Below are 15,601 nucleotides of genomic sequence, written 5' to 3'. Positions count from 1 at the left end.
CCGTCCGGGGTGCAAGGTCGACAGAGGGAAGCATCCCGGGTCAAAGTAGTCTTTCGGCCTCTTCTTGGCTGACGACTGAAGCTAGCGAGCGCAGAAATGACTACTCGCACGGGCACGGGCCCGGCCGAGTTCCACAGGCCTCAGCCAACGAGTAGCTGAGAGGCCACATTTCGGATTAAACAACCTGTCCGGAGCTCGATGAATGCCTGTGCTTTAACTGCCACGTCGTGTCGTGATTCCAAACCAACTCGACTCCTATAGAATCACACATATGGCCTTGGGGATGCATGAGAAAAGCGAAGTTCGGGACTCAGAACTATCAAAATTGAGCAAACGAGTCTCAAAGCGTACTTATAACAGCTATACGCTGGCCATGAATCTCGTCAATCTGCGAGCATATCGAGATGCATATATCCGATTTGACTTTCCAGTAACCGCGCTTGTTGGTCCTAACGGCGGCGGGAAGACAACTGTTCTAGGTGCCGTCGGCCTCATATGCGAGGCCATACCTCCTCGTCGTTTCTTCGCCAAAAGTGGCGAGTATGATGCCAGCATGGTCGACTGGAAGGTCGAATATGAGCTACTCGAGAAGGATGCCAAAAGCAAAACCAGTAATACAACGGTGAGTCGCACTGCGAGTTATTTGAAATCCAAATGGAATAGAACTGCGATTAAACGTCCAGTCTTGGTCTTTGGTGTCACTCGAACAATTCCTGCGGCAGAACGACGGGATCTGTACCCGTTCATCGGCGGCTCGTTCAAAGGGTATAGCGAAGCTGTCCTTACTGATGGAACGAAGACCGCTGTAGAGCGAATCCTGGGTAAGGAAGCCGAAAGATACTTGCAGGTGGATGCCTCTCGTAAAGGCGATAAGAAACTCTATGCCGCGCGAACGGACCAAGGCGAAGCCTATTCGGAGTTTCACTTCGGCGCTGGCGAAGCGTCCGTGATACGGATTGTTGCCGATGTAGAAAAGAGCCCCGACGAATCTCTGATCTTGATTGAGGAGATTGAAAATGGGCTCCACCCCGTTGCAACGCGAAGGCTGGTTGAGTACCTAATAGCTGTTGCGCAGCGGAAATCGTGCCAAATCATTTTCACAACTCACTCAAATGATGCCCTTGCTCCGCTTCCCGATGATGCCGTTTGGGCTTGCAATAATGGCACCCTGTCCCAGGGGAAGCTCGATGTGGCCGCTCTACGAACGTTAACCGGAGAAGTCAAAGCGTCACTAGCAATCTTTGTTGAAGACCGCTTTGGCGAAGAGATGGCACTGGCCGCGCTGCGGCAGTACCACCGCGACGCCGGAGCAGATCTTATTGGCGTAGCAATCCATGGCGTTGGTGGGCACGGCAACGCCGCCAAGCTCGCGAAATCACATAATGAGAATCCGTCCATTAAGTTTGACGCAGTGGCCATTCTAGATGGTGATATGCGAGACCTTGTTGACCCTCAGAAGGCAGTAATTGCTTTTCCTGGTGATGGTGATCCAGAAGCACACGTTGCTCAGGCTGTCTTCGGGAAGTTGGATTCTCTTGCTGCCAAGCTCGCCGTCGGCCTGGGCCTTCCCTCGTCCTACCAAGAGCGCGTCAAAACTGTCGTCAAGAATCGGATGACCACAAACCACGATAGCCATACTGTTTTCGAGCAGATTGGTGAGGATTTGGACTTCACAGCCGGCTTGACGGTGGAACGGACTTTCCTCTCACTCTGGGCCGAAAGCCATCCAGAGGAGGTTCGGCAACTCTTTGAACCCGTCGCTCATATGATGCCGGGTGTCCGAATTTGCGAGGAAGAAGTTGCCAGCTGAACAACTCCTCGCCGCTCGACCAACAGCTGTCCAGTTTGAGCAGCCGGTTTCAGCAATCCTACTTCGGGCGCCCAGCGGCCAGGACCGATGCTTGAATGTCCTAATCCACCATGCGATCGGCTTCCATCACCAAGATGGGGTCGGCGTCGGGGGTCATTGAACGGCATGGCAGACTACATGAGCCCGTTATTTAGACGGGGCGCGGAAAGCTCGCCTCATACGGCTCTTGGTTGTTCTGTAGCGGAAGTGTTCAGGTAGTTCTACAAAAGCACTTTGGCGTTTCCCGGCCCCCACCCCAAAGCCGGCCCCAGCTTCCCCGCCATGTCCGTCAAAATCTGGACGTAGTCCTCGTGGTCGAAGCTGAAGGGGAGTGCGAAGGCCACCTCATCCACTTCCTGGAACCCTGCATGCGCGTACAGCTGTTCAGCGATCTCCTCGCTGTTGCCGATCAGATCAGCGGCGAACATCATTCCCCGCGGCCCCTGCGGAGAAGCCGTGCGCGGAGTGCGTTCGTCAACATACCGCTGGTACTTCTCCCGCTGGGCGGCCGACGCCGAATCAGTAGGGATCACCACCAGCCCCTGCGAAACCCGCGCCTGAGCATGCCCCGAGGCCAAAGCAGCCTCCCGGAAGGCCCGGATCTGCGACTGCTGGACCAAAGCGAAGTCCGGTTCCTGGTCCTTGTCCGGAAAGATTACGCTGCTGGACAGCAGGTTGAAGCCGTTGGACCCCGCCCACACCGCGGATTTCGTACTCCCGGCCCCATACCAAAGCCGGTCCCGCAGGCCGGGCGAATGCGGCTCCACCCGGTTGGAGAACTCCTCCACCACACCCTGCTTACCGGAAGACTCCCGCACCGGTTCCCCGGCAACCAAGCGCGCAAACCGCTCCACCCGGGCGTAGCTGAAGTCCTCCACATCCGCCGTGTCCGGGTACAGCTCGTGCTTCACCGTGTCGTACTGCATCGGCTCCCCCACGCTTACGCCTGGGTTGATGCGTCCACCTGCCAGCAGGTCCACGGTGGCCAGGTCCTCGGCCAGGCGCAGCGGGTTTTCCCAGCCCAGCGGCGTCACGGCAGTGCCAAGCTCAATGTGCGAGGTCCGTTGGCTGGCCGCCGCCATCACGGCAACAGGGGAAGAAATCCCGAACTGCAGGTGCCGGTGACGCAGCCAGGCGCTGTCGAACCCCAGCCGCTCGCCAAGCTCAATGATCTGCAACGTGGACTCGTGGCCCGCAGCCGGGTTTGCCGGATCGAACAAACCAATGGTCAGAAAGCCCAGCTTGCGCAGGGGACGGTTGGGGTGCGGCATCGGCTTCCTTCAAAGCGGCGGACGGGGCTGGTTTCAGACTAGGCGGAAGCCCGTTAAATGAACCAGCAAGCATTGACGCACATGACGGCCTTGTGGTTAGGCTCACCACGAGCCAGCGACGGCGCAGGCAAGGGGAGGAATACATGTCACTGCAGGAAATCGAATTCACGTCCGCCAACGGCCGTGACACCATCCAGGCCTGGGTCTACGAACCCATCGGGCAGTCCAAGGCGATCGTGCAGTTGATCCACGGGCTCGGCGAGCACTCCCGCCGCTACCTCCACCTCATCTCCACCCTCGTGGACGCGGGATTCATCGTGGTGGCAGGCGACCATTCCGGGCACGGGCGCACCGCGATGCAGCAGGGCACGTGGGGCGACGCCGGCGAGGACGCCGCCAGCGTGGTGGTTGCCGACGAGGTCACCCTCCAGGCCAAGGCCAAAGAGGCGCTCCCCCAACTCCCCTACGTGGTGTTCGGCCACAGCTGGGGCTCCATGATCGCCCGCGGCATGGCCGTCAATCCAGGTGCGCAGCTTTCCGGCCTGATCCTCTGCGGAATCGCCGCCCAAATGCGTGGCATCGAGAAAAGCATCAACCGGCCGGAATTGGCACGGCTTGCCTCCGGCGAGCGCGCCGCGGAGCCCGCGCCTGAGGAACTGGTGGGCCAGTTGTTCGACGGTTTCCTGGGCCGCCTGGGAGAAGACGCCGGCCCCACCGCCTGGGTGGCGCTGGACGCCGACGTCGTCACCGACCACGGGAGGGACCCCTTCAACAACTTCGGCGCACCCCTGAGCGCACGGTTCCTGCAGGGCTTCGTGGACCTCTACGACCAGGTCACCTCGGACGACTGGTACAAACAGCTCCCCGCGGACCTCCCCGTGCTGATCCTCGCCGGCGACCAGGACCCCGTGACCAACTACGGCGAAGGCGCATACCACGTGGCAAACCGCCTTGCCGATTCAGGCCACGCGGACGTCCGCACCCGCGTCTTCCCCGGCGTCCGGCATGAGGTGCACAACGAACCCACCACCCGCGCAGAGACAGAGCGCGAGACGGTCGAGTTCATCCAGCGTGTCACCCAGCGGCAGGACTCCCCCAAACCGTCAGCTGCAGGCTGACGGTCCCCGAGAAAAGCACCCCGCTGGAAGGTTCGACGGCGGCACTCACCCGCCGCCGTCGTCGTACCTTCCAGCAAGGGGAGGCTCAGTCCGCTGCTGATTGCTCCAGCAGCCGTCGGATGCGTTCGACGGTTGGGTCGATGCCCCCTGTTGACTCGACCATCAGGCCGGATTCGTCGGTCTGCAGCTCCTCCAGGGTTTCCAGCTGGGACGTGAGCAGCGAGGCCGGCATGAAGTGTCCGGGGCGTTGGGTGAGGCGGTCCTGCAGTGCCGGCCTGTCGGCTTTCAGCAGGATGAACGTGGTGGCAGGCGCGGCCGTCCGGATGGCGTCCCGGTAGCTTCGTTTCAGAGCTGAGCAGGCAACAATGGTTGGTTTTTCGGTGTTGGCGGACAGCTGGGTACCCACCAGGTGCAGCCACGGCCAGCGGTCCTCATCCGTGAGGGGAACGCCCGAAGCCATTTTCTTGACGTTTGCTTCCGGATGCAGGGTGTCGCCATCGATGAAGCTGGCGCCGAGCCGGGTGGCGAGCGCCTGGCCCACGGAGGATTTCCCTGCACCGGAGACCCCCATCACCACGATGCTCTGGGGCATTACAGGGCGCCCTGGTGTGCGGTGCCGGCGGGAATGGGCGTCAGGCGGGTGACCTCGACGGGTTCGGCCAGGAGTCCTTCGAGGGATGCGTTGAGCCGCTTGACGGCGTCCCCCACTCCGTGGGCGTCGAGCAGCTCGGCGCTCTCCCATTTCTCAATCATGACGATCTGGCCGTTCGGCGCATCGTGGATGGCGTACAGGAGGCATCCGGTTTCCTCGTGGACCTCGGCGATGGCGGGCTTGAGGGCCGCGGCAACCTGGTCGCGGGCGCCGTCGTTGGGCGTGAAGACTGCAGTGACGACGATGGTCATGATGGTTCCTTTACTCGATTGCTGGTGATGCTCAGATAAATGCCTGTGTGGTCAAGGTCCCCAAGCCCCTCGGTGACCATTGCCTGGAATGCCGAGGTCAGGGTGTTGGCGACGGGCAGTGCGAGTCCGGCATCCGCGGCCGCCTCCGTGACAAAGCGCAGGTCTTTGAGTTGGTTTTTGGCCGAACCGCCGCCGTGGAAGTCCCCAGAGATCCAGCGGCCGCCTTTTTGCCGGAGGACTTCGGAGTTGGCCAGCCCGCCTTTGAGGATGGCCTGGACCTGGTCCAGGTCGAGGCCGGATGCCTTCGCCAGCGCCATGGATTCCGACAGGGCGGTGACCGTGGCGGCCACCACGATCTGGTTGCAGGCTTTCACGATGGCCCCGGCGCCGGCCTCCCCGAACCACATGACCGTGGAGCCGTAGAGCTTGAAAAGCGGCGTCAGCCACTCGACCGAACTCCGGGGGCCGCCGGTCATGATGCTCAGCCGCCCCTGCTCCGCTCCGATGGTCCCGCCGCTGAGCGGTGCGTCGATGACCACCACCCCGTAACGGGACTTGCAGTGGGCTGCGAAGGCGGCGACGGCGGTGGGGGACACGGTGCCGTGGATGACCAGGACAGGTTCAGCCACGCCTGCCCGCGCCCACCCCGCGAGCAGGCCGTCCTCGCCCGCCAGGAGTGCTTCGACCTGGGGCAGGTCCGGCAGAACGGTGAGGACAACATCCGCCGCGGCCTCCGCCGGCCGGAGCGCTACTGTCCCCCCTTCAATGGCTTCGGCTTTCTGGAGCGTGCGGTTCCAGAGCGTCAGGGGTACCCCGGCGTTGATAATGTTCCGGGCGATGGGGGCTCCCATGGGGCCGGTGCCGAGCAGCGAGACGGAGACACCGGGATCGAGCGCTGAGGGACGTCTGGTTTCTGTCATGGGTTAGAAGGGGATCAGGCCGGCGAGGGCGGGAAGGAAGGTGCTGAACCAGGGCACGGCGGCGAGGACGAGGAGGCCGACGAACACCGCCACCAGGTAGGGCCAGAAGTGTTTGAGGCTGTTTTCCACGGTTTCGCGGGCGGTGGCGCAGGCGACGTAGAAGCCAACCCCTGCCGGCGGGGCGAAGGATCCGATGCCCATGGAGATGATGAGGACCATGGCGTACTGCACGGGGTTGACGCCGAAGTCGGTGGCGATCGGCAGCAGCAGGGGCGCGAAGATGAGCACCGCTGGGAGGCCTTCGAGGAGCTGGCCCATGATGATCAGCAGCACCACCGTGAAGAGCATGAACAGGATGGGGGAATCGCCCAGCCCGGACATCAGGTCGTGGATCTGCTGTGAGACGCCGGCCAGGGCGAGAGTCTGCGCCAGGGGCGACGCCGCGGCGATGATGAACAGCACCATGCCCGCCGTCGTGGTTGTTTCACGCAAGGTGTCGCCCAGAAGGCGCCTGCTGCCGCGGCGGTAGGCTGCCGCGAGCACGAAGGCGTAGGCGACGGCGACCGAGGAAACTTCCGTGGGGGTGGCGAATCCGCTGAGGATTCCCACCACCATGCCTACGGGCAGCAGGAGCGTCGGCAGGGCGAAGAAAGTGGCGGAGCCCCGGGCCCGCCACGTGGCCTTGGCGCTTGGCACGCCTCCCTGCTTGCGCGCCCTCAGGAACACCAGTGCCATGACCACTAGGGCGAGGAAGGCTGCCGGCACGAAGCCTGCAAGGAACAGGGTGGTGGTTGAGATGGTGGTGATGGAGCCCAGGATGAGCAGGACGATGCTGGGCGGGATGGTTTCGCCCATAATGGCCGACGCCGACAGCACGGCGACCACTTCTCCACGCGGGTACTTACGCTCTTCGAGCATGCCGCGCATGGTGGTGCCCACTGCTGCGACATCGGCGACCTTGGAGCCGGAGATACCGGAGAAGATGTACATCGTCACCACCACCACCTGCAGCAGGCCGCCGCGGAGATGCCCGATCAGCGCATCGACGAGCTTGGCCAGCGGCAGGGTAAGGCCGGCCGAGTTCATGACCGTGCCGGCCAGGATGAAGAACGGGATGGCCAGCAGGACGAATCCCTTGGCTCCGGATGCCATGCCGATGGGGATGGCGCTTACGTCGGAAATGCCGCCGAGGTACAGGTAGATGCCGGAGGCGAGGGCCAGGACAAACGCAATGGGCAGTCCCAGGAACAGCAGGCCGAACAGGGCCACGAGGACCACCACGAGCAGGACGTTCGGTGAGGCGTAGTAGAACAGCGGCGGGGAGATCAGGACGACGGCGACGAGGGCGGCTGCGATTCCGGCACCGACGACGGCGGGTCGCCAGGCCTGGCGCCGAAGTTTGACCAGGGCAAACCAGGCGATGAGGACCATGCCCACCGAGAAGGGCAGGTTGACCCAGAACACGGGGAGTTGAAGGATCGGTGTCTTTTCCTCGACCTGCTGGACGAGGGTGGGCACGAACAGGGCGAGCGCGCCGGCGCTCATGACAAAGACGAGCCAGTCGACCAGCGCGGCGAGGTACGGCTTCCAGGTTGCGGGCAGGCGCATGATGAGCGCCTGGACGGACATGTGTGCGCCTTTCGGGTAGGCGATGGCGCCGCCGATGAAGGCAATGGTCAGCAGGGCAATCTCGGACACTTCCTGTGTCCAGAGCACCGAATCACCGGTAATGAGGCGGACGGTGATGTTCAGGAGGATGACCACGAGTTCCGCGAGAATCGCCGCTCCCACAATCCCTTCGAGCGTCTTGTCGAGCCAAGCTGCGCCGCTCCAGCGGTCTGGCACGTGGTCGTGGTGAAGGATTTCCTCCGCTTCGAGGGGAAGGACTTCCTCGTAGTCCTGGGGAGCAACGGTGGGTTTCATGGTTTTCCAGACTGTCGACATTGATAGCGGGATGTGTGTGGGGAGTGGGGTGTTGGCACGGGTGGGAGCCGCCTTGTGGGCTCCCACCCGTCCTTGCTACTTCTTGCCGGCGAAGGCGATGGCCTGGTCGAAGAATTCCTTGCCGATGAGCTTGGAGAACTCCGGGTAGAGGCTTTGGGAGGTGGCCTTGAATTCGGCGAGCCCGGACGCGCTGAGCTCGTTGGCCTTCATGCCCTTGGCTGCCAGTTCATCCAGCTGCTTCTTGGACTGTTCCTCGTCATAACCGGTTTTGAAGGTTGCCGTTTCCTCTGAAGCGGCGGTGAGTGCCTTCTTCTGGTCATCCGTGAGGGAATCCCACTTCTTCGATGACAGTGCCAGCACCCAGGCGTCGTTGATGTGGTTGGTCATTGAGACGTATTTCTGCACCTCGGAGAACTTGTTCGTCCAAGGGACCTCAATCGGGTTTTCCTGGCCGTCGATCGTTCCGGTCTGCAGGCCGGTAAAGACTTCCGAGAAGGCCATGGTGGTGGGGCTTGCGCCCAGCTTGCCGAAGAAGTCGGTCCACAGGGTGTTGCCCGGCACCCGGATCTTCAGCCCCTTCAGGTCGGAAGGCTGTTCAATCGGGCGCACTGAGTTGGTGATCTCGCGGCCGGTCCGGGTCAGGAAGGCGAGTGCCACGGTGTCCTTTGCCGCCAGCTTGTCCTTCAGGACCTTTCCAGGTTCTCCAGCCAGGAACTTTGCCTCTTCCTTGGTGTCCGAGAAGAGGTAGGGGATGCTGATGCCGTTCATTTCCGGCACCACCGAGGCGTAGACGGAGGTGGACAGGATGAGTCCGTCGAGTGATCCGCCCTGCAGCCGGGTCACGGCGGCATTCTGGTCCCCGCTGAAGCTCGTGCCGTTGGGTACCACGGTGACCTGGACGGAACCGTTGGAGGTCTTCTTGACCTGGTCGGCGAAGTGCTGGGCGGTGACGCCGACGGAGGACGTCAGGGGATCGGGGATGGAGAGCTGGATCTTGGCCACCGGGGCGCTTTGGCCGGCGGGGGTTCCGCCTGCACAGCCGGACAGCAGGGCGGCGGCCAGGCTGGTTGCCAGTACCCCGGTGATGGCGCGGGTCTTGAGGTTCATTCGATGCCTTTCTTCATTGGAAGGATGCGGTGGTACTGGTTCAGGAGACGGTGACGGGGGCGGAAATCAGCGCTTCGGTTTCGCGGCGGAGTTCCAGCGCTTGGGACAGGGAGTCATCAATGATGACATCGTCCCAACCAACGATCGCTCCCTTGGGCACATCGTTACGCAGCTCCACGTGGTGGGCCAGGGCGACGGGGAGGGCGCCGGTGGAGACCGAGTGCTTGGCGGAAACCAGCTTGCCCCACACCGTGAAGCCGCCTTCGCCGTCGAGGAATTCACCGGCCTTGAGGTCTTTCTTGGCGGTAGCGACCACATCGCCATAGAAGCCGACGGGCCCGCCGGTGGGGATGCCGCGGAGGGCTGCGTTGGCGATGGACATGTTCAGTTCGAGGCCTACGTAGTGGTAGGGGCGGTACAGGGCGGCGTACTGGCCGGTGGGGTCCGGGTGCCAGGGGTATTCGTTGAAGCAGCCGGAAACGTAATTGTTGGTTGCCTTGACGACGACGAAGACGCCCTCCTGGGTGTTGTGGCTGATCCAGCTGCCGTCGCGGTTGACGCTGGACATGACGTCAACGCTTCCTTCGTGGGCGAGGGAACCGCCGACGGCGGCCGGGCGGCAGATGGTGGCGATCTCTTCAACGTTGCCCGGTGTGAAGCTCAGGCCGGAATCGGAGGGGGCCAGCCCCGCGCCGTTGGCCACCGCCGCCATTTCGATGGCGGCCTTGGTGCCGTCGCGGAACGAGGTGTGCATGTAGGGGTTGAGCTGGCCGGAGTCGGTCAATTCCTTGGAGAACTCCCAGTTCTCCCAGACGTTGTCCGGGTTCATCTCGTGGTAGTGCTCCAGGTATTTTGCGCCCTTGCCGGCGCAAACCACATCAAAGCCGCTGGTGCGGGCCCAGTCGACGAGTTCCATGATGAGGGCCGGCTGGTCCCCGTAGGCCATGGAGTAGACCACGCCTGCTTCCTCGGCCCGCTTGGCCAGCGCAGGGCCGGCAAGGGCATCAGCTTCGACGGTCACCATGATGATGTGCTTCTTGGTTTCGATTGCCTTCAGGGCGTGCTTGATGCCGACGATCGGGTTACCGGTGGCTTCGACAATGACGTCGATGTCCACGTCGAACAGTTCGTCAGCGTTGGCGACGATGGCGGTGGAGCGGTCCTTCAGCGCCGTAGCGATATCGGGAGCTACCTGGGAGGCAGGCCAGTCCACCAGCTCGAAGGCCCCCTGCGCCCGCTTGACGTTGATGTCGGCAATGGCAACAACGTGGATGCCGGGGATGTTGTTGGCCTGCGCCAGGTACATGGTCCCGTAGCGGCCGGCGCCGATCAGTCCAACGCGGATGGGACGGGACTGCTGCTCACGCTCGCTGAGGAGTTTATGAAGGTTCACGGGAATCTCTCTAGGGGGTGCTTGGCCAAAGAAAAGCACCTCCGGCTCGCCGGATGGCACAACTTCTTTGTCGCTTTTTATGGGAAAACCGTCCGGAGTGGAACCGGTTCCACTTTTGTACCAGCTGCTGATAAGCTGTGTCAACGATCACCTTCCAGCCCGGCGTCATGAAGCAAACGGCTGAAAGAAATCGCGTAGGTCATAACCACGAAGGTCTTGTGTCTCAAGGAGGAGCGGTGCGCAAAGCGCCTACCATTCGCGACGTAGCGTCTGCTGCAGGAGTATCCGTCTCTGTGGTCTCACGGGTACTGAACCCGGAGTCGGGACCGGTCGCACCCGCAAAGAGGCAAGAGGTCTTGAGGGTCATCGATGAACTGGGTTACCGGCCCAGGGCGGCAGCGCGTGAACTCAGCGCCGGGCATGCACTCACCATCGGCCTGGTGGTCACCGATCTGTCCAACCCGTTCTTCGCCCGCCTGGCGGACAGGATCGTCTGGGAGGCGCGCAGCCATGGCGTGCAGGTGGTGTTGATGACCACGCAGGAGGATCCGCACCTGGAGGCGGACTCCCTGGATACGTTGCTGGACCGGTCGGTCAGTGGCGTCATTGCCACTCCCACCGGGGGCAACATCGAAAAATGGAGGCGCCTGCGCGACCTCGGCGTCAATGTCGTCTTCATCGACCGTGCCATCGAAGAACTCGAAGATGTCGATGTTGTCAGCATCGAAAACTTTGACTCGGGACAACGCTCAACCGAGCATCTCATCAGCCTGGGCCATACCCGGATCGGGCTGATCACGGGCCCGCTAACCACCTCCACCGGGAGTGCGAGGTTGAACGGCTACAGGGCTGCACACCGGAACGCCTCCCTGCCAGTAGACCCCACGCTGATACGTGACGTACCTTTTCGCGGGGACGCGGGCGGGGACGCCGTAGGATCGCTGCTTGCGATGCGCCAGCCGCCAACAGCACTCATCGTTGCCAACACGGCACAGGTGCAAAGTTCAGTCCGCAGGCTCGTCCAGATGGGCACTGACATCCCCGATCAGCTTTCGCTCATTGTCTTTGACGACAATCCCTGGACTGAGCTCACCTCTCCCCCGCTGAGCGTCATCCGCCAGCCGCTCGACATGCTCGCCGTTCACGCCATCGAGCTGGTGCTCGGACGGATGCAGGGGAAGCTCCCGGAGGGTGCCCGCCGCATCGAAGTCAAAGCGGACTACCTGCCGCGCAACAGCTGCGCGCCCGTTACCGCCCCGGTCGCGCGCTAAAGGCCTGCAGGGTCCAGCCCTGGAAGGACTCCCCCGTACCGTCAGCTGCAGGCTGATGGCCCCGGAGAAAAGCACCCGCAGCAATGGTCGACGGCGGAAATCACCCGCTGCCGTCGTCGAACCTTCCAGCAAAGGCAGCCCGGTACGTCAGGCCTGTGTCGCCTTCCGCCACCAGCGGGACAGGCGTGCGAACGTGGGCCCAGTGGGCGGCGGGATTTTGGCTGGGTCGGCGCCTGGCCGGCGTCGGCGCAGTTCCAGGGCCAGCGCCTCCTGACCGCGCGCCATCGCCCACCGGTGGTTCGCGGCAAAAGCCGGCTTGAGCAGCCAGCCCGGCCGCCGCAGCCCTACGGCCGCGGCGGCCGGGACCGGTAAACGTGCCCGGGCAGCAGCGGAATCCCCTCGAAGAGCTGGGGGACGGACACCAGCTTGTAGCCCTGCCCCTGCAGGCCCGCAATCAGTTCCTGCTGCCCGGATATTGTCGAGGGCTGGACGTCATGCATGAGCACCATCGCGCCGGGCGTGATCTCCTTCAGCACCTTGGGCACGAAGGCCGCCGGATTCTTGCTCTGCCAGTCCAGCGAGTCCACTGCCCAGATCATCAATGGTTTGCCCACTGCCGCCTGGACCGCTGCATCGGCCGCGCCGTACGGCGGACGCATCAGGGCCGGCGTGGAACCCGTGGCGGCCAGGATCGCGGCATCCGTCCGGTCCATCTCTTTCCTGATCGCGGGCGGTGACAGCTTGGTCAGGTAGGGGTGGCTGAAGGTGTGGTTGCCGATTGCGTACCCGGTCTCGGCAACCTGCCTGGCGGTGGCCGGGTTGGCGGTGGTGTTGGACCCGGTCATGAAGAACGTGGCCTGCGCGTCGTTGGCCTTCAGGATGTCCAGTAACTGGGGCGTGGTGCGGGGGTCGGGCCCGTCGTCGTAGGTCAGTGCAGCGCAGGGGACAATATCGCAGTTCACGTGCCTGTGGGCCGGGGCGCTTGCCGGGCGCGGTGCTGCGGCGGCGTTCAGCTGCCCCAGCACTTGGCGGCCGTAATCGCTGAGGGCAGCCGCCGTGTCTGCGGCATTCATCGTGGCCGTCACCTCCCGGCCGGGCATGCCGGGCTGCCCTGCGGAGACGGTTAGTTCGCCTTCCGGACTGAGGACAAGGTCGGTCGGGATTCCTTGAGGGGCGCGGGCGGCGATGTCGGCAGGGATGCCCGTCGCGCGTGCCTGGATGGCGGGGATGGACTCAGGCCTCAGCAGGTCGGTTCCGCTCCGGACCGCGCCGGAGGCCAGGTCGACATAAACGGTGGCGGACGCCATCGCGCTGACTCCCTCCGGCCCGGTGTCCGACACTCTTTGACGGACCACAAGCTCATTGCCCTTGGCTTGGACGGGTTTGGCCGAAATGACCATTTCCCGGCCCTGGTGCTGGCCGGCATTCAGTGCCATCGCGGGCCGGTAGCGGCCACCCGCCGGAGCCGCCGCATCCAGGAGTCCCAGCAGCCACGAGTCAATCTGGGCGTTGAAGGCGGGCAGCCCGTCAACGTAGGTCCAGGACGCGTGGACGTGGTGGTTTCCCACCTGGGCCGTCAAGGCCATCGGGTAGCCACCCGGGACAGCGGCCGGCTGATCCAGCACGTCCGACAATGGCGGTGGCATCGGCACCACCCGCGGCTGGCTGGAAACCCGGTCATGGGGCTGCAGCAGGGAAGGGGCCACCGCACTGCCAGCACCGCTGGCCAACACCGCCGCTGCGCAGAGCGAGGCAACTAACAAACGCAGGCAGGCAACAGCCACGCTCCCGCGGGTGCGCCCCATACCCAGCCCCATCGATCCGCACGCTCCTCAGGTGTTGACCTCTCGATTGTCCCTTACTACCAGGCCCACATGACGAAACCGGAGGCAGTTGCCTGGAACCGGGGAGCTGCGGCAGCCTAGATTGTCACGTTGAGTCCCGCTGTGTAGCCGGCAGCGGCGGAACCGGTCATCGTTGCCAGCTGGTAGATGCCGCCGTCGTTCCCGAACACGTTGTCCGACTTGAGCGTTGTGCGGGTCATGTTCGCGACGCTGCGCTCGTACCCGGGGGTGGCGTACACGTCGTCGCAGGCCGCCTGCGGCAGCGCGATCTGGGAGACGGCCAATACCTGCCCGGCGGCGGTGGCATTGTTCATGGACTCAAACACTTCGAAGTGGATGTGCGGCCAGCGCCCGGAGTAGGCGGCCGGGAAGATCGACGTGAACGTGACCTGCCCGTTGGCGTCGGCTTCCTGCACGCCGCGCAGGTAGTTCTCGTTCTTCAGGCTCGAGTCGTACATCGAGTATTTTCCGTCCCGGTCGCAGTGCCAGGCGTACACCGCGGCACCGGCCATCGGGGTGCAGCCCTTGGCGTTGTCCAGGAGGGTCAGGATGAAGGTCAGCGGAACGCCCTCCGCCTTTGCGGAGGCAGTCCCGAAGCTCGACGTGATGTCCTTCCGCACCACCCCGGATGCCTCCAGGACATTCGGCCCGTTGGAGCCATCCCCCGGATAGGGGCCTGCGGTCTCCTGCGGGATTTCCACGCCGCACTCGGCAATGGCCCGGGTCAGCGTCGGAGTGACGGCGGAGTCAGTGGTCGTGGCAGACGCGGAGGATGTGGCGGCCGCCGCCGTGCTTGATGCCGGGGAGACAGAGCCAGAGGTTCCGGCCGGCGTGCAGGCGGCGAGCGCGGCCACAGCACCGCCTGCGCCCAGGAACAGTCCCAGGGACCTGCGGCTTACCAGGGTGTTCAAGTCGAACTCCAGCCCCCGGTCGTGGTCGGGGTGCGGCTGGTCAAGGTCGGGCTGGCGGGGTGTGCGTGAAGTGGTCATGATGCAAGGAAACCGCACGGGGCTATGCCGTGGGCCGGTTGCTGCTGTGCCGTTCCTGTGCGTCCGGACGCGCGCTTCCCCGCACGAAACCAGCCCCGCAGATAGTACGACGGCGGCACTCGCCCGGCGCCGTCGTCGTCCGTTCCAGCGAAGCCGGCCCGGCGCATAAGGCGCCGGAAAAGCGAGGCGGGGCAGGCCCATTGGAGCCTGCCCCGCCTCTTTGCACCGGCTGACGCCCTGCGCCCGACTTTCGGGTTTCCTGTTGCGATGGAGTATGCAGGAACATCTGCCGGCGGGTCTGGTGCGGCCGCCCGCGGTCGCCGGCGGCCTAGAGCGTCCTGGGATCGTCGGCGTACATCTTCAGCCTGATGTTCAAGGCGTCGGACATGTGGCGGGCGGCGATCTCACCCGCGCGCTCGGAGTCGCCTTCCCCGATGGCGTCCAGCAGCTCGGCGTAGTCCGCCAGCACCACCGGCCACCTTCCCGGGTAGGTCAGGGTGGTGAGGGTGTACCGGCGCACCTGCTGGTCAAGGCGTTCCAGCAGTCCGATCAGCGACGGGCTGTGGGTGGCGTGCCACAGCTGGGCGTGGAAGGCGCGGTTGGTTTCGGCGAGCGCCCGGCCGTCGCTGGGGTCCAGCTGCTGCATCTGCGTCAGCAGCCCCGCGAGCAGCTGGCGGTCCAGGGCGGTTGCCTTGACGGCGGCCTTGGCAGCCGCGGCCTGCTCCAGGATGATCCTCGACTCGTAGATGTCGATGATCTCCTCGGCCGAATGCGTGCGGACCACCACCGCCTTGCCGCGCCGTTCCACCAGCCCGTCCTGCTCCAGCCGCTGCAGCGCCTCCCGCACGGGCGTCCGGGAAGCCCCGTAGCGCTCGGTGAGCTTGGCCTCCGTGAGCGGCTCGTCAGGGGCAAAGACGCTCGCGAGAACGTCCTCGCGGAGCCGCTGATGGATGGGACTGGCCACTTTTTCCTCTTTTCCGTTGCTGGTGGGG

At 63.9% G+C, this 15,601-nt stretch carries 13 protein-coding genes; 3 read left to right on the top strand and 10 right to left on the bottom strand.

Annotated elements, in window-relative coordinates:
* The first annotated feature begins 271 nt into the window (after positions 1 to 271).
* Entirely contained in the window at positions 272 to 1,810 is a 1,539-nt protein-coding gene (locus AC6JAM_RS10025) for an ATP-dependent nuclease (protein WP_497934581.1), read from the top strand.
* 260 nt (positions 1,811 to 2,070) lie between these two features.
* Here the strand turns inward: AC6JAM_RS10025 and AC6JAM_RS10020 are convergent, their stop codons facing one another.
* Positions 2,071 to 3,120 carry an LLM class flavin-dependent oxidoreductase gene (locus AC6JAM_RS10020; RefSeq protein ID WP_497934580.1) on the bottom strand — a complete coding sequence of 350 codons (1,050 nt, stop codon included), beginning with the start codon at positions 3,118 to 3,120 and terminating at the stop codon, positions 2,071 to 2,073.
* Positions 3,121 to 3,263: 143 nt separating this feature from the next.
* On the opposite strand from AC6JAM_RS10020, the gene AC6JAM_RS10015 reads away from it, so the two are divergent.
* Positions 3,264 to 4,238, top strand: coding sequence for an alpha/beta fold hydrolase (locus tag AC6JAM_RS10015; protein WP_497934579.1), 975 nt, complete (start codon positions 3,264 to 3,266; stop codon positions 4,236 to 4,238).
* A gap of 85 nt (positions 4,239 to 4,323) precedes the next feature.
* On the opposite strand, the gene AC6JAM_RS10010 is transcribed toward AC6JAM_RS10015, so the two are convergent.
* The 6 genes from AC6JAM_RS10010 to AC6JAM_RS09985 all read right to left on the bottom strand — a co-directional run bounded on the left by AC6JAM_RS10010 (position 4,324) and on the right by AC6JAM_RS09985 (position 10,505).
* Complete coding sequence (locus AC6JAM_RS10010) at positions 4,324 to 4,830, bottom strand: gluconokinase (RefSeq protein WP_497934577.1); 507 nt, start codon at positions 4,828 to 4,830, stop codon at positions 4,324 to 4,326.
* Positions 4,830 to 5,141 carry a putative quinol monooxygenase gene (locus tag AC6JAM_RS10005; RefSeq protein WP_497934576.1) on the bottom strand — a complete coding sequence of 104 codons (312 nt, stop codon included), beginning with the start codon at positions 5,139 to 5,141 and terminating at the stop codon, positions 4,830 to 4,832. Before AC6JAM_RS10005 ends, AC6JAM_RS10010 begins: the two co-directional genes overlap by 1 nt.
* Positions 5,138 to 6,061 (bottom strand): NAD(P)-dependent oxidoreductase, encoded by a 924-nt coding sequence (locus AC6JAM_RS10000; RefSeq protein ID WP_497934575.1) that lies wholly within the window; start codon positions 6,059 to 6,061, stop codon positions 5,138 to 5,140. Before AC6JAM_RS10000 ends, AC6JAM_RS10005 begins: the two co-directional genes overlap by 4 nt.
* 3 nt (positions 6,062 to 6,064) lie before the next feature.
* Positions 6,065 to 7,984 carry a TRAP transporter large permease gene (locus AC6JAM_RS09995; protein WP_018769922.1) on the bottom strand — a complete coding sequence of 640 codons (1,920 nt, stop codon included), beginning with the start codon at positions 7,982 to 7,984 and terminating at the stop codon, positions 6,065 to 6,067.
* A gap of 96 nt (positions 7,985 to 8,080) precedes the next feature.
* Entirely contained in the window at positions 8,081 to 9,112 is a 1,032-nt protein-coding gene (locus AC6JAM_RS09990; protein ID WP_497934574.1) for a DctP family TRAP transporter solute-binding subunit, read from the bottom strand.
* Positions 9,113 to 9,152: 40 nt separating this feature from the next.
* Entirely contained in the window at positions 9,153 to 10,505 is a 1,353-nt protein-coding gene (locus tag AC6JAM_RS09985) for an NAD(P)H-dependent oxidoreductase (protein ID WP_018769920.1), read from the bottom strand.
* A 167-nt stretch (positions 10,506 to 10,672) separates the two neighbouring features.
* Here AC6JAM_RS09985 and AC6JAM_RS09980 point away from each other — a divergent pair, with 167 nt between their 5' ends.
* Positions 10,673 to 11,776 carry a LacI family DNA-binding transcriptional regulator gene (locus AC6JAM_RS09980; protein ID WP_223995313.1) on the top strand — a complete coding sequence of 368 codons (1,104 nt, stop codon included), beginning with the start codon at positions 10,673 to 10,675 and terminating at the stop codon, positions 11,774 to 11,776.
* Between the two features lie 344 nt (positions 11,777 to 12,120).
* Here AC6JAM_RS09980 and AC6JAM_RS09975 read toward each other — a convergent pair whose 3' ends face one another.
* From AC6JAM_RS09975 to AC6JAM_RS09965, 3 genes are all read right to left on the bottom strand, one after another.
* A complete protein-coding gene (locus AC6JAM_RS09975) occupies positions 12,121 to 13,422 on the bottom strand; it encodes a polysaccharide deacetylase family protein (RefSeq protein ID WP_497934573.1) in 1,302 nt (433 codons plus the stop codon).
* 275 nt (positions 13,423 to 13,697) lie between these two features.
* A complete protein-coding gene (locus AC6JAM_RS09970) occupies positions 13,698 to 14,609 on the bottom strand; it encodes an intradiol ring-cleavage dioxygenase (RefSeq protein ID WP_497934572.1) in 912 nt (303 codons plus the stop codon).
* A gap of 328 nt (positions 14,610 to 14,937) precedes the next feature.
* The gene (locus AC6JAM_RS09965) at positions 14,938 to 15,573 is read right to left on the bottom strand and encodes a GntR family transcriptional regulator (RefSeq protein WP_488315443.1); all 636 of its coding nucleotides are present in this window, start codon (positions 15,571 to 15,573) and stop codon (positions 14,938 to 14,940) included.
* Positions 15,574 to 15,601 lie beyond the last annotated feature (28 nt).

The sequence above is a fragment of the Arthrobacter sp. GmRoot5-12 genome (genome assembly GCF_059739365.1).
The sequence above is the reverse complement of the archived record's forward strand: the minus strand, read 5'-3'. Positions and strand labels throughout refer to the sequence as shown.